Origin of the sequence: Micromonospora sp. NPDC048930 (assembly GCF_043197935.1) — a bacterium.
Taxonomy (GTDB): Bacteria; Actinomycetota; Actinomycetes; order Mycobacteriales; family Micromonosporaceae; genus Micromonospora.
Map to the genome: position 1 here is coordinate 103,342 of NZ_JBICUB010000010.1, position 17,881 is coordinate 121,222.

The window sequence follows — 17,881 nt, forward strand, 5'->3', positions numbered from 1 at the left end:
GGGCCCTCGTTTCGCGTCGGTCAGATCTGGTCCCAGGCGAGTGGGGTGCCGCGGGGCACGTCGCGGGTGAAGGTCCGCCCGAGCACCCGGTCCAGCTCGTCCGGGTGCAGGCCGCCGGCCGGCCGGATGGACCGGACGTTCGCGCTGGTCACCGGCTCACCGGCGCGTACGTCGGCGACCACGTGCAGGGAGCGGCGGAAGCGCAGCCCCTCCCGCTCGGTGGGGGTGGGGCCGACCACCGCGCTGCCCAGCGCCGCCCAGGCCCGCTCGGTCTCCACCCGCAGCGCGGCCAGTTCCGCCGGCTCCAGGGAGAAGTCGGAGTCCACACCCCCGTCGGCGCGGGCGAGGGTGACGTGCTTCTCGATCAGGCAGGCGCCGAGCGCCACCGAGGCCACCGGCACGCCGATGCCCGGCGTGTGGTCGGAGAGCCCGACCGGCACGCCGAAGGCGTCGGCCAGCACCGGCACCCGGCGCAGGTTGCTGTCCTGCGGCGGCGCCGGGTAGGAGGCGGTGCAGGCGAGCAGCACCACGCCGTCGGCGCCGCCCTCGCGAGCCGCCCGGACGGCGGCGTCGATCTCGGCGAGCGTCGCCATCCCGGTGGAGATGACCATCGGCTTGCCGGTGCTGGCCACCAGCCGGATCAGCGGCAGGTCGACCAGCTCCGACGAGGCGATCTTGTACGCCGGCGCGCCCAGCTCCTCCAGCAGCTCCACCGCGGTGTGGTCGAACGGCGAGGAGAAGACGGTCAGCCCGTGCCGGCGGGCCCGCTCGAAGATCGGCCCGTGCCACTCGTACGGCGTGTGCGCGCGCCGGAAGAGCTGGTAGAGGTTCTCCCCGCCCCACAGGTCGTGCCCGTCGGAGATGCGGAAGGCCGGGCCGTCGTGGTCGATGGTGATCGTGTCCGGGGTGTACGTCTGCAGCTTGAGCGCCTGCGCGCCGCTCTCCGCCACCGCGTCCACGATCCGCAGCGCCCGGTCCAGGCTGCCGTTGTGGTTGCCGGACATCTCCGCGACCACGAGCGGCGGCTCGCCGGGGCCCACCAGGTGCGGCCCGATCTTCACTGTGCTGGTCATGTTCCCCTGCTCACTTCCGTCCACACCACCTGGTGCGGCGTACCGTCGATCTCCCGCTCGTAACGGCGGACGATCCGGAAACCGAAGCGCCGGTGCAGCGCCAGCACCGGCGTGTTGTCGGCGAGGGTCTCCCCGCCGAGGGTCCGGGCTCCGAGCGTGTCGAAGGCGTGCGCGATCGCCGCCCGCTGCAACCCCAGCCAGGCCGGCAGCAGCTCGCCGCGCTCCTCGAGGCCGTCGATGTCGAGGTAGAAGCCCCAGGTCAGGGCTTTCTCCGTCGACGCCACGCCGGTGAAGGTCACCACGCCGGCCGGGCGCCCGTGGTGCAGGTGGATGAGCACCCGCCGGTCCGGGTCCGCGCGGACCGCCTCCCACCAGGCGAGGTGCTCCTCCGGGCCGATCTCGTGCTGGGTCAGACTCACCCCGCGGACCTGCGGGTGGTTGCGCCAGCGGCGCATCCGGTCGAGGTCGGCGGCTCCAGCCGGGCGCAGCGTGGCGGTCACTGCCGGACCGCCAGCGCGCCGGGCTGCTCGGCGGGCACCGCCGGCCCGGTGGACGCGGTCGCCGGGCTTGGGGCGGGCGCGGGGCGGAGCCGGCCGGCGATCCGGTGCGCCGCCCGCAGCGCCGAGTACGCCAGGTAGCTGTTCGCCGCGACGAGGCGGTGCTTGAGCCCGCCCACCCCGCCGGGGCGCGGGTAGCCGCCGGCCGGCCGGTAGCGGCGGTAGTGCCCGGCCACCCGCCGGAAGAAGCGCCGGCGCAGCTCCGCCGGCATCCGGTGGTCGTTGCCGACCACCACCAGCAGGTGGCTGACCATCAACGCGAACAGCTCGGCCCGGAGCCCGGCGTCGCCCGGCCGCGCCGCGGAGAGCCAGCCGAAGAGGCGGTCGTACTGGTCGAACGCGTCGAAGTGCCGGTCGCTGCGGGTGGAGGTGATCGCGCCGGGGCGGCCCTGGCGGTAGCGGTAGCAGATCCGGTCGAGCACCGCGATCCGCTCCGCCGCGATGAGCAGCGGGTGGCTGAACGGGATGTCCTCGTACCAGCCGGGGTGGAAGCGCAGGCCCAGCTCGGCCAGGAAGGCCCGGCGGACCACCTTGTTCCAGGCGGTGTGCTGGACCCGCAGCAGCTGGGGCTGCTCGGCCAGCCGGACGCAGCCGTCGACCCCGCGCAGCAGCGGGCTGCTGGCGTCCTCCTCCAGCCGGCCGTCGTGGTGCACCCGCAGGTGGTCAACGAGCAGCACGTCGGGGTGGTCCGCGCGGAGCCGGGCCAGCACCGCCGCCACCGATCCCGGCGGCAGCCAGTCGTCGCTGTCCACGAACCAGACGTACCGGCCGGTCGCCTCGTCCAGCCCGGCGTTGCGGGCCAGGCCGAGGCCGACGTTGTTCGGCAGCGTCACGATGCGCACCGCCGGCCGGTGGGCCGCGTACGCCCGCAGCAGCTCCCCGCACCGGTCGGGCGAGGCGTCGTCGACGGCGACCAGTTCGACGTCGGCGGCGTCGGCGGCCTCGAGGCCGCCGAGGATCGAGTCGAGGCACTGGTGCAGGTGAGCCTCCACGCCGTGCACGGGCACGACGACGCTCAGCAGTGGGTGTCGAGTCTCGGTGACCACCCGGACACGATCGAGGGTCCGGGTGGCCGGGGCCGAAACCTGACGTGGCCCGCCGAGGTGCGCTCGCTGAACAGCCTCCGAGCGGCGGGTTAAGAGACGGTCGGGAACGCCCGCGGTGGCTGCGGCGGGGTGTCCCGGCCGGCGCTAACGGCCGAGCAGCCGGCGCACCCGGCCGTTCACCGCCTCCTTGACCCGGGTGTGCAGGCGCGTCCCGCGCAGCACGGTCAGCTCCCGCTGGACCTCGCTGTGCTGGTCGCGCAGCCACTGCAGGCGGGTCTGCAGGTCGTCCCAGCCGAGGGTGTGCAGCGGCCGGACCGCCGGCGGGAAGGAGGTCGCCCGGACCTGCTGGTCGAAGCGGGCCGCGCTGTCCCCGTCGGCGAACGCGTTGCCCAGGTCGTGCCGGTCCAGGAAACGCATCATCGCCGCGAAGCGGGCCTTGTGCCCCTCGTTGAGCGCGGTGTAGTCGGCCTCCTCGTACAGCTCGGCCGCGTCGACGTCGGCGGGCACGTCACCCATGATCCGGTGCGGGATGCCGAAGTAGCGGGCCAGCTCCAGGGTGCGGGAGTCGTGCGCGAAGAGGTAGCCGGGGGTGCCGGCGAGCAGCGCCGTGATGGTGCCGTGGATCCGGGTGCCGAACGCGAATTCGAAGCCGGACAGGTACTCCATCCAGGTCCACGGGTCGACGAACATCCGCACCTTGTCCTCGACGAAGAGCGGATGGTTGCTGTGCACCGGCATGGCGCTGCTCTTGCCCCGGTGCTCGGCGGCGTCCCCGTACAGCAGGGTGCCCAGGGTCCGCAGGTCCTGCGGGAGGTAGCGCAGGTTGGGGTAGCGCTCGTGATGACTGGTGACGATCTTGGCCATCGACTTGACGTACGGCGAGATGGTCAGCGCGACCCGGTCTTCCCGGCCCAGCGCCGCCTTGCCCTTCTCGATGCGCAGGCTGTCGCCGTGCAGGAACATCGACGGGCAGCCGATCTGCTCGACCGCCGAGAAACCGAGCGTTCGCAGGTAGTCCTCGGTGACCTCGCCGCGGACGCCGATGCTGTGCGAACGGTCCAGCACCGCCCGGCAGAAGGCCTTCACCGCGTCGTCGATGGGGCGCAGGTATTCCCGGTCGCCGTGCACGTTGGTCTGCGCGCCGACGCCCAGCACCACCACGGGGATCTTCAGCCGCTCGATCATCCGGGTCATCGACTGGAGTCGGTCGACGTAGCTGCGGCGGAACGCGTTGGCCAGCGGCACCACGAAGACGTCGTACTTCTCGTTGATCTCGCGGGGGTCGTACGAGTCGGCCCGGAAATCGGTCGGGGTGATCTCCGCGGTCGAGGTGGCGAGCAACTTGTAGGCCGCGTGGCCGAAGACCAGGTTGCCGTTGTTGTCGCCGATCCAGTTCCGTTCGAAGGTCTCCTCGGGGCTGACCGCGTCGAACGGGCCCTTCCGGGAACGCAGCAGGATCCGCTGGTGCATGCGGTGTCCACCTCTCATCCTGGGCACCGTGCGAGCGGCCGGCGGCCGGCCCCCCGTGTCGTGCTGGAACGCAAGAAAAACGCAAGGAACAGGGATCGTAGTGCATCGACGGCCCGGCCCGGGTCCTCCGCGCCGGTCCCGCCCGGGGACCGGACGGCCGATCGTCACCGTGCCCGGTAGGGTGCCCGGGATGACCGCCGCCCCGATCCCGGCACGACCCGTCCGGCTGCCCTCCCTGACCGGGTTGCGGTGGATCGCCGCCCTGCTGGTCTTCGGCTTCCACGTCGGCACCATGCGGATTGTCGCCGAGCCCGACTACCAGGTCGTGATCGGCAAGCTGTTCGCTCTCGGCCTCTCCGGCGTGGAGTTCTTCTTCATCCTCAGCGGGTTCGTGCTGGTCTGGTCGTACCGGGACGGCGAGCCGGGCCGTACCTTCCTGCGCCGCCGGCTGGCCAAGATCTACCCGAACCACCTGGTGACGTTCGTGCTGGCGCTGGCCATCGCGTCCTGGTTCGCCGACCCGGTCGCCCCCTGGGCGGCGCTCGGCAACCTCGTCCTGGTGCAGGCCTGGATCCCGCTGGACGGCTACTTCTACAGCGTCAACAACGTGAGCTGGTCGCTCTCCTGCGAACTGGCCTTCTACCTCTGCCTGCCGCTGGTGCTGCCGCACCTGCGCCGGGCCCGGACCGGCCTGCTGTGGGCGGTGGTGGTCGCCGCGCCCCTGCTCATCCTGGCCCTCTGGCCCGGCCAGCTGCTGATGCCGGAGGAGAACCGGTGGTGGTTCACCCAGATCTTCCCGGTGGCCCGGTCGCTGGAGTTCTGGATGGGCGTCGCGGCGGCCGAGTTGCTGCGGCGGGGCCGCTGGCGCGGGCCGAACCTGACCCTGGCCACCCTGCTCTTCGTGGCCACCTGGGTGGTCGCCGCGCAGTGGATCCGCGCCGAGTTCTGGGCGGCTCTGCTCGCGGTGGCGTACCTCCTGGTCATCACCGCGGCGGCGGACGCGGACCTGCACGGCCGGCGGACGCCGTGGCGGACCCGGCCGATGGTCTGGCTCGGTGAGGTCTCGTTCGCCTTCTACCTGGTGCACGTCCTGGTGATGACGACCGTGCTGCGGCTCACCGGGAACTGGGGGTCGGGGCTGCCCGGCTGGCGGGGTCCGCTCTTCGCGCTCGCCTTCCTGCTGGTCAACCTGCTGCTCGCCGCCGCACTGCACCGCTGGGTGGAACTGCCGATGATGCGCCGGCTCGGACCGCCGCGTCGGGCCCGCGTGCCGGCCGCCGTCGCGCCGCCCGTCCCGGCGCCCGCCGGGCCGGTCGCGCTTCCCACCCCGCGGCGACCCGTCGAGTACGCCAGGCGGCGCGACCCGGGCTGAGGCGGCCGATCACCGGCGCGGGTGGGACGGTGGCGGGCGGGTGCGTGCGCCCGGGTCGCGGGTGTCCACGCTGGTCAGTGCCGTGGCCGGGGTTGCCGCGACACGCCAGTGGGCGGTGCGGTGCGGTGGCGGCGGCGGTAGGTTTGATCCGTGCTGCCGATCGCGCTCACCTGTCCCTTGTGGTGGGTGGCGCGCTGGACCGCCCGCATGCTGGCCAGCCTGGCCGTGGTGGTCGCCTGTTCGTTCGGCGCCGCCACGCTGCCCCTCGGCACTGCCGCGACCGCCCAGGCCGCATCCCATCCGGTGGATGGGCGCCGTCTCCCGATCGTCCAGGTGGCCCAGTCCGTTGCCGCCCTCCCCGGGCACGCCCTCCGGCCGGTGATCCACTGGTCCGGCCCGGCCCTCGCCGCCGCGACCGCCCCGAGCGCACGGCTCACCCGGGCTGCGAGTGCCCCGGCAGTCGGTGTGGTCGGTTCCCGCGCCACGGATGTCTCCATCCTGGGACCTGGGGGGTCGGACCGGGAGTTGGCCGGGTTCCTGGCGGTCGGCGGGCCGGCCTCGGCAGCGCAGCGGTCGGCCGAGGTGATCCCGGCCCAGGAGCGGCCTGTTCCGGTCGGGCTGACCCCGGCGACCGTCGGCTCCCGGGCCCCGCCCGCCCGCTGACCGCCGGGCGGGCCCGGCCCGTCTCGCCGTACCACCGAACCTCACCCCCGCATCCGCCCGACGGCGGCCCGGCGGCGCCCACTCCGGTCGCGCCCCGCGTCCACGGGCCGTGCGGACCTCCACCACGACGTTCCCGTGAGGTGCCGACCATGGAAAAGACCCTTCTCTACCACTTCCTCACCGCCGTCCCCGAGGCCGCCGCCATCTGGTCCGCCCTGCTGCTGCTCGCCCTCGGCGTCCTCGCCGCGCTGGTCGCCCGGCCGGAGCGGGACACTCCGGCCGAGGTGGCCCCGGACCCGGCCGCCGAGGAGGCCGCCCGCCTCGCCGACCTGCGCCGGTACGCCGACGAGGTGGCGGTGGCCGCCGCCGGGGCCGCGCAGAACGCCCGCCGCCGGCGCGAGCAGTGGCTGGCCGCCCAGGGCGAGGCCGACCGGGCCTGGCGGGGGTACGACGAGGCCGAGGCGGCCGCCCGCCGCCTCGCCGGCGCCGCCGTGCTGCCCGCGCCGCGTACGCCCCGCACCCCGGCCGAGTACGCGCTCCGGGAGCGGTGGCTGCACCACGCGGCGATGACGGCGCACTGGCGGGGCGACCTGACCGCGCGGCAGCTCGCCGACGTGCTGGCCCACCGCAACGGCTGGGATCCCCGCCGGCACCCGGCCGAGCAGGAGATCGTCCTCGCCCGGGCGGTACGCGACCACCGCCGGGCGGGCTGGCGGGCGGCCGCCGAGCGGGAGCAGCGGGCGTGGCGGGACGCCGAACTGGCCGCCGAGGCGGCCCGGACCCTGGCCGCCGAGGCGTACGCGGCCGCGATGGCGGTGCGTCCGGGCGCCGGGGCGCCGCGTCCCGCCGTGCCGGTCACGGCGCGCCCGGCCCCGGTGCCGGCCGGTGCCACCGTGCCGGCCGCCCGGTGGCGCCCGGCCCGGGTCGGCTGAAATTGTTACCCGAATGCGGTGAGCCCGGTCACGGTTCGCCCGAAACGGTCATCGGGAACAGCCCGGGCGATCGACTCCCGCAATTCCGGGTCGGTCGCCGCCGGATGTCCGATTGTTGCCCGACAGTTCCGACAGAACTGCTCGTCCCATTGAGTGACATCAGTGACGACCTGTTCCGGTCAGAGTAATGATGTTCGAGGTTTACGCAGGTGGGAGTGCTTGGCAGGAGGAGTACCCACCGGTAGTGTCGGCGCGTCCGGTGCGGTTTTCGATCGCAAGTGGCGACGCCGTGCCGACCCGCTCAATCGTGATCTCACGAACCGGGGACCCAGTGCAACACCGGGGTGAATCCGCGAGCCACGGCCCGCGGTAGGGCGTACTTCCCGCCCGAATCCGTCAGCTAACCCGGTAGGCGGTGAAGGAAGGAGTTCCCATCCTCGTGCCGACCACCCCCCGATCCTCCCCACGCCTCCACGGCGCCCCGGTGCCGGCGCTCGCCTGACGGCGAGCGAGTCCCGCACCCCCCCCGCCCGGCCCCGCCGGGCGCTCCCTTCCCCGCGGCCACCCCGCCCTGCAGCGCGCGTGAGTCTCTCCGCGCGTCGGGCCGGCGTGTGCCGCTCCGGCCCCCCGTGGAGGAACACGTGAAGCACCGAATGAAGCGTCAGCTGCGGCGCGTCGTGACCGAGCACCCGTACCGGATCGTCGCCGGCTCCGCCGCGGCGCTCGTGCTGGCCGGTGGCGTCGGCACGGCGATCGCCGCCAGCGACAACTCGCCGGTCCGTCAGGAGAAGACCGCCGCCGTCGCCGAGCTGGGCCCCCGCCTCGGTGAGGCCGCCAGCCGCGCGGAGGCCCGGATCGCCACCCCGACCTCCCCGTCCGCCTCGCCGAGCGCGTCGCCGACGGCGAAGGCCAGCACCGCCACGGCGGACCCGGACCTGACCAAGAAGGCGAAGCCGAAGCCGCCGTCGACCAAGGTCCTCGACTACACCTACGAGGCGCAGACCGCCTACTGGAACTGCGGCCCGGCCGCCGTGCGCAACGCGCTCAGCGCGAGCGGCGTCGAGACCACCCAGGACGCCATGGTCGCGCCGCTGAACGCCGGCGAGAACGGCACCAACTCGGCCGAGGACACCACCCGCGGCCTCAACCAGATGGTCAAGGGCAGCCCGTACCGGACCCACATGATCCCCGGCCCCCCCACCCCCGCACAGATGGACCAGCTCCAGGCCGACGTGGTCAAGGCCATCACCGACGGCCGTGGGGTGGTCGCCAACATCGTCGGCTCCGCGACCGACACCGACGGCGGCTGGCACTCCTTCCCCGGCGGCCACTACATCGCGGTGGTCGGCTACAAGAACGACGGCCGGACCGTCCGGATCGCCGACTCGGCGGACCCGTCGCTCCCCGCCTACTGGATGACCACCATCGACCTGGCGAACTGGATGGCCACCCGCGGCTACTCCGCCTGATCGCCCCTTCCCCGACGGGCCCGGCTCTCCCGAGCCGGGCCCGTCGTCGTCTGTCCGACTCCCACCGCAGTCCGCTCTCGCGCGTCGTGTCCGTCCGGTGGCACACTGCGCCCTATGGGTGAGGCGACGGGTACCCGCCATCTGCTGCTGTTGCACGGCATGGGGGCCACCGGTGAGGTGTGGCTGCCCTGGGCGCCGCTGCTGGAGCGCCGCTGGGCGGGGCGCTGGCTCGCCCCCGACCTGGCCGGCCACGGCTGGTCGCCGCCGCTGCCGGATTACTCCTTCGAGGCCCTCGCGCGCCGGGTGGTGGAGGGGCTGGGCCCGGTGGCCGAGCGGCTCGGCCCCCGGGACCGGCTCGTGCTGCTCGGGCACTCGCTCGGCGGGGTGGTGGCGCTGGCCCTGGCCGCGCGGACCCGGCGCCTGCCGGTGGACGCCGTGGTGGGCCTCGGCATCAAGGTCGCCTGGTCCCCTGCCGAGCTGGAGAAGGCCCGCGAGCTGGCCGCCCGGCCGGTGACCTGGTTCGCCAGCCGGGACGAGGCGGCCCGCCGCTACCTGCGGGTCTCCGGGCTGGCCGGGTTGTTCGCCCCGGACCACCCGGTGGTGGACGCCGGGCTGCGCCGGGAGGACGGCCGCTGGCGGCTGGCCATGGATCCGGCCGCGTTCGCGGTGGGGGAGCCCCGGCTGCCCGCCCTGCTGGCCGCGACCGACGTGCCGGTGCTGCTGGCCCGGGGCGAGCATGACCCGATGGTGTCCGACGCGCAGCTCAAGGAGTTGGGCGTGCCGGTCGCCACGCTGCCGGGGCTCGGCCACAACGCGCACGTCGAGGATCCCGAGGCGGTGCTCGCCCTCCTCGACGCCTACCACTGACCTCCGGTCAGGCGGTGGGGGAGAGCGGCGAGCCGTCCTGGGCGGACCGTGTCGGCGGCGCGCGGCGCGGGCGGGTTCCACCCCGGCTGGAGTTCCCGCCGGGCGGCGTCGAGGAACGCCTCGGCGTACGAGTCCTCGGGGAAGTCGCCGAGGTAGCGGGCCCGGGTGACCCAGCGATCCGCCGCCTTCGGGTCGGTGTCGAGCAGCGCGGTCAGCACGTCGTCCACGTTGGACATGTCCCGGCGCAGCACGTAGCCCGAGCCGGCGAGCGGGAACCGCGCGACGAAGTCCGGGCCGTCGACGCCCATGTCGGTCACCGCGTACGGCTTGCCGGAGTAGAGGTAGTCGGAGATGACCCCGGAGACGTCCGAGATCAGCGCGTCGGACCGGTTCACGCACTCGGTCAGGGTCAGCTCGCGGCCGGCGGCCGCGCCCCACAGGTGCGCCCGGCCGGTCCGGGCCCGGTCCGCGGCGAGCAGCTCGGTGAGGCGGGCGAGCTGCCGCGCCGAGGCGGGGTTCTGCGCGGTGTACGGGTGGGCCCGCAGGATCACCGTGGCGCCCCGGTCCAGCAGCCGGCGCAGCATCGGCTCGGCCACCGGCAGGGAGCAGTAGTTCGCGTCCGCGTGGTGCCCCGTCCAGGTCGGGGTGTAGAGCACCGTCGGCGCGGCCAGCCCGCGCGCCGGGTCCCGGCGTACCTCGATCGCCTCGACCTGGGGCCGGCCGACCACGACGAACTTCTCGGCGGGGATCTCCACGCCGGCCCGGGCGTACCGCTCGATCGCGGCCGGGCCGGCGACGAAGATCTTGTCGAAGATGCCGGAGACCGGGTTGGCGCTGGGCGCCTTGTCGCTGTCACCGTGGTGCAGCTGCACATGGGTGAGCTGGGAGAACCGGATGCAGTGGCTGTTCTTCGCGCCGTGGTTGACGTAGAAGGCCACCCGCAGGCTCGGCACCAGCGCCTCGTCCATGGCCTTGAGCGTCGGGCAGAAGACCACCGGCGCGCGGGTCGCCGCGGCGATGGTGGTCAGGAACTCCGGCTCCCGCACCAGGACCATGAACGGCCGGCCGATCCGTTCCAGGTACGGCAGCCACATGGTGACCTGGTACTCGGAGCCGGGCGGGGCGGAGAAGTAGAGCAGGAACTCGGGCTGGTGCCGGCGCAGCGCCCGGCCCACCGGGCCGCCCCCGGCCGGCGGCCGGAACCGGCGCCGGGCCAGGTCCAGCCCGACCGCGCCGCAGCCGGCCGCCACCAGTAGGACGGCGACCAGCGCCAGCCACGCCGGCAGATCCAGGCCGGCGGCCACCGCCACCACGGCGAGCAGCCCGAGCAGCGCGTCGTCGAGCCGGGCGGAGAGCTGTGCGGCCCAGGTGCGCACCGGGAGGTTGGCCGCCCGGATCTCCAGCGCGCCGGCGGCCCGCAGCGGCCCCACCAGCAGCACCAGGCCGAGCAGGATCGGCGCGGCCAGCGCCAGCGCCGGGTCGAAGGTGTGGTCGACCCGGCGGGCGTACCCGACCAGGATGCCGGCGGCGACCAGGACCGACTCGGCGACGGCGTCGGCGCCGGGCCGGACCCGGCGCTCGACCGCGGCGGCGGCCAGGGCGGCGACCCCGATCGCCAGGCCCCAGCCGGTCGCCCCGGTCAGCGCCACGACGAGGAAGGCCAGCACCGCCAGCCCGGTGGTCAGCCCCCGGGCGAGCAGCTTCCGGACCAGGTCACCACGCATGTCGCCGGTCGCCTCCGTCGTGCCCTCAGCCGGCGTCGACGCCGCTGGACAGCTCGTCGTCGGCGGGGGCGGTCGGCTGGGCCGGCACCGCCACCACCGGCTCGCCCGGCGCCCGCCGTACGTCGATCACCTGGCCGGTCAGCTCGGAGATCAGCACGTCCAGCGACGCCTGGGCGACCGCCTCGGCCGAGAGCAGGGTGTGCTCCGGCTCCTCGCCGAACGCCTTGGTGCGCATCGGGGTGGCGGTGCGCTCCGGGTTGATGCAGTTGACCCGGACGCCGAACTCGGCCCACTCGTCGGCGAGCGCCTGGGTCAGGTTGACCAGCGCGGCCTTGGTGGCGGAGTAGAGCGCGTACTGGGCCCGGCCCCGGGTGTACGAGCTGGAGGTGTAGAGCAGCAGCTGGCCCTTGGTCTGCTGGAGGTACGGCAGGGACTGCCGGGCAGCGATGACCGGGCCGACGAAGTTGACCTGGAGGACCCGGTCCATGGTGTCCTGGTCCATCTCGGCCAGCGCGCCCTTCTCCAGGATGCCGGCGGTGACCACCACGTAGTCGATCCGGCCGGTCGCCTCGAAGGCGGTCTTCAGCGCGGCCTCGACGTCCTGGGCGCGCTCGACGTGGGTGCCGGTGCTGGAGCGGCTGAACGGGAAGACCTGCGCGCCGTAGCGGCGGGCCAGCTCGGCCAGGTCGTGGCCGATGCCGTAGCTGCCGCCGAAGATGACCACGGTGCGGCCGGCCAGCTCCTCGGTGTAGCTGCGGTGGTCGCTCAGCCGGGGCGCCTGGGCGGCGGCGAGCTGGAAGAGCTTGTCCGCCAGGTGCACGTCGACCGGGTGGGTGACCTTGATGTTCTCGTCCGAACCGTCGATCACCTTGATCGGGGTGCCGGGCAGGTAGCGCAGCACCACGCCGCAGTCGTCGGTGGCGGCGAAGTTCGGGTCGCCCTCGGCCCGGCGGTACGCCTCCCGGATGGTGCCGGAGCGGAACGCCTGCGGGGTCTGGCCGCGCCGCAGGGTCGACCGGACCGGGATGTCGACGATGCAGTCCTCCTCGTCGACCTGGATGATCGTGTCGGCCGAGGGGATCGCCACGTCGACGGCCGAGTACGTCCAGAGCGCGTTGACGCACTCGCGGACGATCCGGGCGCTGACCAGCGGGCGGACCGCGTCGTGGAAGAGGATGTTGACATCGCCCTCGCCGACCGCGTCCAGCGCGATGCGGGTGGTGGCGTTGCGGGTGTCGCCACCCTCGATGACCTTGCTGACCTTGCGGAAGCCGGCCTTGTCGACGATCTGCTGGGCCTCGGCCACGTGGCCGGCGGCCATCAGCACGATGATCTCGTCGATCTCGGGGGCGGCCTCGAAGACGGCCAGGGTGTGTTCGATGATCGGCTTACCGGCGATCTTCAGCAGCTGCTTGGGGATGCCCAGGCCCAGCCGGGTCCCGGTGCCGCCGGCCAGCACCACCGCCACCGTGCGCGAGGGCCGCCACGGTGTCGCCGCCGTCGCTGCGGCGTCCGGGCTGGTGGTGTGGTCCTGCGTCATTGCCGATCCTCACTCTCAACGATGCCCAACGATGGGGGATGGCCGCCGGGCGACCGGATGAACCCTAACGTGTCGATTCGGGTGACCCACACCGGCGACGGGGCATGTCGACGGCCGCTCGTCACCGGGTGGGTACTCCGACGTTACCTGCCGTTGGAGAAGTCCTCGTAGGCCCGGATGACCTCGTCGGTGGGGCCGTCCATGCGCAGCTCGCCCGATTCCAGCCAGATCGTCCGTTCGCAGGTGTCCCGGATCGAGGAGAGCTGGTGGCTGACCAGGAACACCGTGCCCGCGCTCTCCCGCAGCTCCCGGACGCGCTGCTCGCTGCGCTTGCGGAAGCCCTTGTCGCCGGTGGCGAGCGCCTCGTCGATGAGCAGCACGTCGTGCTTCTTCGCGGCGGCGATGGAGAAGCGCAGCCGGGCGGCCATGCCGGAGGAGTAGGTGCGCATCGGCAGCGAGGCGAAGTCGCCGCGCTGGTTGATACCGGAGAACTCGATGATCTCCGGGGTGAGCCGGGCGACCTCCTCGGGCGGCATGCCCATGGCCAGGCAGCCCAGGGTGACGTTCCGCTCACCTGAGAGGTCGTTGAGCAGCGCGGCGTTGACCCCGAGCAGGGACGGCTGGCCCTGGGTGTAGATCGCGCCGCGGTCGACCGGGAGCAGCCCGGCGATCGCCCGCAGCAGGGTGGACTTGCCCGAGCCGTTGCTGCCGATCAGGCCGATCGCCTCGCCCCGGTACGCGGTGAAGCTGACCCCCTTGACCGCGTGCACCTCCCGCACGTTGGGGGCGGAGGTGCGCTTGACCAGTCGGCGCAGCGCGGCGACCGGGGTGGTGCCCCCGCCGGCGCCCTTGTGCACCCGGTAGACGATGTGCGCCTCGTCCACCACCACGGTGGGGATCCGCGCCTCGACGGTGGGCAGCGCCAGGGTGGCCTCGTCGGATCCGGTGAAGTGCTCAACCACGGCCGTACTCCTGTTCGCCGCGCCAGAAGTAGATGAACCCGCCGATGCCGGCCAGCACGGCCCAGCCGGCCGCGACCAGCCAGAGCTGGGTCAGCGACTCGTTGAGCATCGGCGCCTGCTCGAGCAGGGCGTACCGGGCCAGCTCGATGTAGACCAGCATGGGGTTGTACTGGATCAGCGTGGCGGCCCACTCCGGCAGCCGGTTGAACAGCGACACGCTGTAGAGCACGCCGGAGCCGTACATCCAGGTGCGCAGGATGAACGGCATGACCTGCTTCAGGTCGCTGGCCTTGGCGCCCATCCGGGCGACCATCAGCACCACGCCGGCGTTGAACACCGCCTGGAGCACCAGGGCCGGTGGCAGCAGCAGCCACTCCAGGGTGAGCGGCTCGCCGGTGACCAGCACGATGCCGATCAGCACGATCATCGAGGCCAGCAGCTGCTGGAACTGGGTGAGCGTGGCGGCCAGCGGCAGGCTGGCCCGGGGGAAGTGCAGGGCCCGGATCAGCCCGAGGTTGCCGCTGATCGACTGCGTGCCGGCCAGCACCGCGCTCTGCGTGAAGTTGAAGATGAACAGGCCGGTGGTCAGGTACGCGATGAAGTTCGGGATCTCGTTCTGCCGCAGCACCACGCCGAAGATCAGGTAGTAGACCGCGGCGTTGGTCAGCGGGGTCAGCACCTGCCAGACCTGACCCAGCTTGGCGTTGCTGTACGAGGCGACGAGCTTGGCGTTGGCGTACGCGGCAACGAAGTGCCGGTAGGCCCAGAGTCGACGGCTGTACTCGACCAGCGACGGGCGCTCACCGGCGACCCGCAGGCCGTGTCGAGCGGCCAGCTGCGCCTGGGTCAGGCCCGCGTCGGGGCCGGCCAGGGCGGTGTTGGCCATGAGCTGGGCGCTCCGATCTTTCGTACCAACGGGACAGGGGTGACGATGAGCTTGTCCGGTGCGCCCGCGCGTGCCGGAGCGGGCTCTACGCGGGGTGGACGGTAGTCCAAAACACGTCGGGACGCAACCGTACCGTCGTTGCGGTACATTGTCCCACGTGACAGCCCGAGAAGAGTCTCACGCGACAACCGGGAAGAGGCGCGCGCCCGCCGGTGCGGCGGTGCTGCGGGGAGAGATCACCACGGCCATCCGCCGGGCCCTGATGCAGGAACTCGCCGCGGTGGGGTACGGCCGGCTCTCCATCGAGGCGGTCGCCCGACGGGCCGGGGTGAGCAAGACCGCGGTCTACCGGCGGTGGAGCTCGAAGCTGGAGCTGGTGCTGGAGACGGTGGTCGCGGCCGCCGGCAGCAAGCTGCCCGCGCTGGACACCGGGAGCCTGCGCGGGGACCTCAACCTGCTCTTCCAGGTCGTCACGCACGCGCTGCGCCACCCGCTCGCCTCGCAGATCATCCCCGACCTGCTCGCCGAGGCGGCCCGGAACCCGACCCTGGACCAGGCGCTCCAGCAGGTGCTGCGCGGCAAGCAGCAGGAGATCGGCGGCCGGCTGGTCGAGCGCGCGGTACGCCGCGGCGAGCTGCCGGCCGGGGTGGACCTGGACGCCGCGATCGACCTGATCGTCGGGCCGCTCTACTGGCGGCTCGCCATCGCCCGGGCGGTCCCCACCGACGCGTACCTGGAGGCCCTGGTGGAGGCAGTGGCCACCGGCCTGGCCGCGGCCCCGGCGGTGCCCCGCCAGCGCGACGTCGCGCTGCCCGCCCCGCCGGTCTGACCCGCCGACCGCCCGCCGGGTCCGCGCCGTCGGGTGGTCAGCCGACCTGGCCGACCGGGAGCCGGGAGACGATGTGGCGGGCGATCTCCAGCGAGCTGGTCGCCGCGGGGGAGGGCGCGTTCAGCACGTGCACCTGCCGCTCGGCCTCGACGATCAGGAAGTCGTCCACCAGGCCGCCGTCGGGCAGGATCGCCTGCGCCCGGACGCCCGCGCCGGCCGGGACGATGTCCGCCGGCGTGAGCTCCGGCACGAGCCGGGCGAGGCTGGCCGCGAAGCGCTTCTTCGACAGCGAGCGGGCCACCTCGGTGAGGCCGTACCGGTAGTGCTTACGGCCGAGCGCCCAGAGGCCGCGGTAGGTCAGTTCGTCCCAGACGTCCCGCAGGTTGATCCGGCCCCACGAGTACCCCTCGCGGGCGGTGGCGAGCACCGCGTTCGGGCCGGCGTGCACGCTGCCGTCGATCATGCGGGTCAGGTGCACGCCGAGGAACGGGAACTGCGGGTCCGGCACCGGGTAGATCAGCCCACGGACCAGGTCCCGCCGCTGCGGGGCGAGTTCGTAGTATTCGCCCCGGAACGGGATGATGCGGACCGGAGTGGACACTCCAGACAGTCGGGCGATCCGGTCCGCGTGCAGGCCGGCGCAGTTGATCAGCACGTCGCCGGTCACCTCGCCCCGGGTGGTGCTCACCACCACCTCGCCGCCACGGTTGGTGACCGCGGTCACCTCGGTGCCCGTGCGCAGGTCCGCACCGGCCGCGGCGAGCAGCTCGGCCAGCTTGCGGCAGACCGCGCCGAAGTCGACGATGCCGGTCGAGGCGACGTGCAGCGCCGCGACGGCCGCCACGTGCGGCTCGTACTCGCGGGCCTCGTCGGCACCGATCAGCTTCACCGGCAGCCCGTTGGCGAGCGACCGCTGGTGCAGGTCGTGCAGGCGGGGCAGCTCGGCCTCGTCGGTGGCCACGATGAGCTTGCCGCAGACGTCGTAGCTCAGGCCGTGCTCGGCGCAGAACTCCTTCATCGACGCGCTGCCGGCCTTGCAGAGCGTGGCCTTCAGGCTGCCCGGCTTGTAGTAGACGCCGGCGTGGATGACCCCGGAGTTGTGCCCGGTCTGGTGCGCGGCCCAGCCGGACTCCTTCTCCAGCACGGTGACCGAGTCTCCGGGGCGGTCGGTCACCAGCCGGTGCGCCACGGCGAGCCCGACGATGCCGCCACCCACGACCACGAACCTTGTCATCATCATCTCCCCAGGCCGACGCCGCGACCGATGGTAACGAAGGGGGCCGGTCGCCCGACTCGCGCCCGACCCCCCGGGGTGGCCTACACTTCACCGGGTCCATCACTCGGGGAGTCTTATGTCTGAGGTCATCGCGCTCGGTCAGCCCACGGTCGGCGAGGCCGAACTCGCCGCCATCGCCGAGGTCTTCGCCTCGGGTTGGCTCGCTGGTTCCGGGCCCACCAGCCGTCGGTTCGAGGAGCGGTTCGCCGCCGCCGTCGGCACCAAGCACGCGCTCGCCACGAGCAACTGCGGCTCGGCGCTGCACCTGGCGCTGCTCACTCTCGGTGTCAAGCCGGGCGACGAGGTCATCGTCGGCGACTACACCTTCCCGGCCACCGGCCACTCGGTGATGTGGACCGGCGCCAAGCCGGTCTTCGCCGACGTCCGCCCCGACATCTGGACCGTCGACCCGGCCGCGGTCGAGGCCGCCATCACCCCGCGTACCGTCGGCATCATCGCCGTCGACGCGTTCGGCCAGCCGGCCGACTACGACGAGCTGCGCGCCATCGCCGACAAGCATGGGCTGTTCCTGGTCGAGGACGCCGCCTGCTCCGCCGGCGCCACCTACAAGGGCCGCCCCGCCGGCAGTCTGGCCGACGTCGCCACCTTCAGCTTCCACGGCCGCAAGGGCATCACCGCGGGCGAGGGCGGGGCGTACGTCACGAACCGGGACGACCTGGCCGCGCACGCCCGCAAGCTGCACACCTACGGCGTCGAGGGCGCGCTCACCCGGGCCGAGCTGTCGAACCTGCCCATTCCGAGCTTCACCGAGCTGGGCTACAACTACCGGCTCTCGGACGTCGCCGCGGCCATCATGATCGCCCAGCTCGACCGGCTGCCGGACCTGCTGGCCACCAAGCGCGCGATCGCCGCCCGCTACGGCGAGCTGCTCAAGGACCACGAGCTGATCACCACGCCGTACGAGGCGCCGGACCGCGAGCACCCCTGGCAGTCGTACGTGGTCACCCTCGACGCCCGGGTGGACCGCGGCGCGGTGGCCATGGAGCTGCGCCAGCGCGGCGTGCAGTGCACCTTCGGCACCTACGCCTCGCACGTCCAGCCGCTCTACGGCCAGACCGACCCCTGCCCGGTCTCGGCGGACCTCTTCGCCCGCCACCTGGCCATCCCGATGCACGCCAACCTCACCGAGGCGCAGGTCGAGACCGTCGCGGCGACGCTCACCGACGTCGTCGACGCCATCGCCACCCGCTGACA

Annotated in this window: 16 protein-coding genes and 1 riboswitch; of the genes, 7 read left to right on the forward strand and 9 right to left on the reverse strand. The window is 73.3% G+C overall.

Annotated features, from left to right (window positions below; translation table 11 throughout):
- Positions 1-20: 20 nt before the first annotated feature.
- The 4 genes from pseI to ACGFI9_RS24960 form a co-directional block, all read right to left on the reverse strand.
- Positions 21-1,073 carry a pseudaminic acid synthase gene (pseI, locus tag ACGFI9_RS24945; RefSeq protein WP_393181446.1) on the reverse strand — a complete coding sequence of 351 codons (1,053 nt, stop codon included), beginning with the start codon at positions 1,071-1,073 and terminating at the stop codon, positions 21-23.
- Positions 1,070-1,573: a GNAT family N-acetyltransferase gene (locus ACGFI9_RS24950; protein ID WP_393181448.1), complete on the reverse strand. Its 504-nt coding sequence runs from the start codon at positions 1,571-1,573 to the stop codon at positions 1,070-1,072. The genes pseI and ACGFI9_RS24950 overlap by 4 nt, the downstream gene beginning before the upstream one ends.
- A complete protein-coding gene (locus ACGFI9_RS24955) occupies positions 1,570-2,676 on the reverse strand; it encodes a glycosyltransferase family 2 protein (protein ID WP_393181450.1) in 1,107 nt (368 codons plus the stop codon). The genes ACGFI9_RS24950 and ACGFI9_RS24955 overlap by 4 nt, the downstream gene beginning before the upstream one ends.
- Positions 2,677-2,820: 144 nt before the next feature.
- Positions 2,821-4,146: a polysaccharide pyruvyl transferase family protein gene (locus ACGFI9_RS24960; protein WP_393181452.1), complete on the reverse strand. Its 1,326-nt coding sequence runs from the start codon at positions 4,144-4,146 to the stop codon at positions 2,821-2,823.
- A 190-nt stretch (positions 4,147-4,336) separates the two neighbouring features.
- Here ACGFI9_RS24960 and ACGFI9_RS24965 point away from each other — a divergent pair, with 190 nt between their 5' ends.
- From ACGFI9_RS24965 to ACGFI9_RS24985, 5 genes are all read left to right on the forward strand, one after another.
- The gene (locus tag ACGFI9_RS24965; RefSeq protein WP_393181454.1) at positions 4,337-5,518 is read left to right on the forward strand and encodes an acyltransferase family protein; all 1,182 of its coding nucleotides are present in this window, start codon (positions 4,337-4,339) and stop codon (positions 5,516-5,518) included.
- 150 nt (positions 5,519-5,668) lie between these two features.
- Positions 5,669-6,181 carry a hypothetical protein gene (locus ACGFI9_RS24970; RefSeq protein ID WP_393181456.1) on the forward strand — a complete coding sequence of 171 codons (513 nt, stop codon included), beginning with the start codon at positions 5,669-5,671 and terminating at the stop codon, positions 6,179-6,181.
- A 149-nt stretch (positions 6,182-6,330) separates the two neighbouring features.
- Positions 6,331-7,113 (forward strand): hypothetical protein, encoded by a 783-nt coding sequence (locus ACGFI9_RS24975; protein WP_393181458.1) that lies wholly within the window; start codon positions 6,331-6,333, stop codon positions 7,111-7,113.
- Positions 7,114-7,401: 288 nt separating this feature from the next.
- Positions 7,402-7,543: riboswitch (cyclic di-AMP (ydaO/yuaA leader) on the forward strand.
- A gap of 199 nt (positions 7,544-7,742) precedes the next feature.
- The gene (locus ACGFI9_RS24980; protein WP_393181460.1) at positions 7,743-8,582 is read left to right on the forward strand and encodes a C39 family peptidase; all 840 of its coding nucleotides are present in this window, start codon (positions 7,743-7,745) and stop codon (positions 8,580-8,582) included.
- A gap of 114 nt (positions 8,583-8,696) precedes the next feature.
- A complete protein-coding gene (locus ACGFI9_RS24985; RefSeq protein ID WP_393181462.1) occupies positions 8,697-9,449 on the forward strand; it encodes an alpha/beta fold hydrolase in 753 nt (250 codons plus the stop codon).
- Here the strand turns inward: ACGFI9_RS24985 and ACGFI9_RS24990 are convergent.
- The 4 genes from ACGFI9_RS24990 to ACGFI9_RS25005 all read right to left on the reverse strand — a co-directional run bounded on the left by ACGFI9_RS24990 (position 9,440) and on the right by ACGFI9_RS25005 (position 14,561).
- Entirely contained in the window at positions 9,440-11,173 is a 1,734-nt protein-coding gene (locus ACGFI9_RS24990) for a CDP-glycerol glycerophosphotransferase family protein (RefSeq protein ID WP_393181464.1), read from the reverse strand. The genes ACGFI9_RS24985 and ACGFI9_RS24990 overlap by 10 nt on opposite strands.
- Before the next feature lie 25 nt (positions 11,174-11,198).
- A complete protein-coding gene (locus ACGFI9_RS24995; protein ID WP_393181466.1) occupies positions 11,199-12,713 on the reverse strand; it encodes a D-ribitol-5-phosphate cytidylyltransferase in 1,515 nt (504 codons plus the stop codon).
- 143 nt (positions 12,714-12,856) lie between these two features.
- Positions 12,857-13,675: an ABC transporter ATP-binding protein gene (locus tag ACGFI9_RS25000; RefSeq protein WP_393181468.1), complete on the reverse strand. Its 819-nt coding sequence runs from the start codon at positions 13,673-13,675 to the stop codon at positions 12,857-12,859.
- Positions 13,668-14,561, reverse strand: coding sequence for an ABC transporter permease (locus ACGFI9_RS25005; RefSeq protein WP_393181470.1), 894 nt, complete (start codon positions 14,559-14,561; stop codon positions 13,668-13,670). Before ACGFI9_RS25005 ends, ACGFI9_RS25000 begins: the two co-directional genes overlap by 8 nt.
- A gap of 220 nt (positions 14,562-14,781) precedes the next feature.
- Here ACGFI9_RS25005 and ACGFI9_RS25010 point away from each other — a divergent pair, with 220 nt between their 5' ends.
- Positions 14,782-15,390 carry a TetR/AcrR family transcriptional regulator gene (locus ACGFI9_RS25010; protein ID WP_393181472.1) on the forward strand — a complete coding sequence of 203 codons (609 nt, stop codon included), beginning with the start codon at positions 14,782-14,784 and terminating at the stop codon, positions 15,388-15,390.
- A gap of 37 nt (positions 15,391-15,427) precedes the next feature.
- Here the strand turns inward: ACGFI9_RS25010 and lhgO are convergent, their stop codons facing one another.
- The gene (gene lhgO / locus ACGFI9_RS25015; RefSeq protein ID WP_393181474.1) at positions 15,428-16,624 is read right to left on the reverse strand and encodes an L-2-hydroxyglutarate oxidase; all 1,197 of its coding nucleotides are present in this window, start codon (positions 16,622-16,624) and stop codon (positions 15,428-15,430) included.
- 118 nt (positions 16,625-16,742) lie between these two features.
- Between lhgO and ACGFI9_RS25020 the strand changes: the two genes are divergently transcribed.
- Positions 16,743-17,879 (forward strand): DegT/DnrJ/EryC1/StrS family aminotransferase, encoded by a 1,137-nt coding sequence (locus tag ACGFI9_RS25020; RefSeq protein WP_393181476.1) that lies wholly within the window; start codon positions 16,743-16,745, stop codon positions 17,877-17,879.
- Positions 17,880-17,881 lie beyond the last annotated feature (2 nt).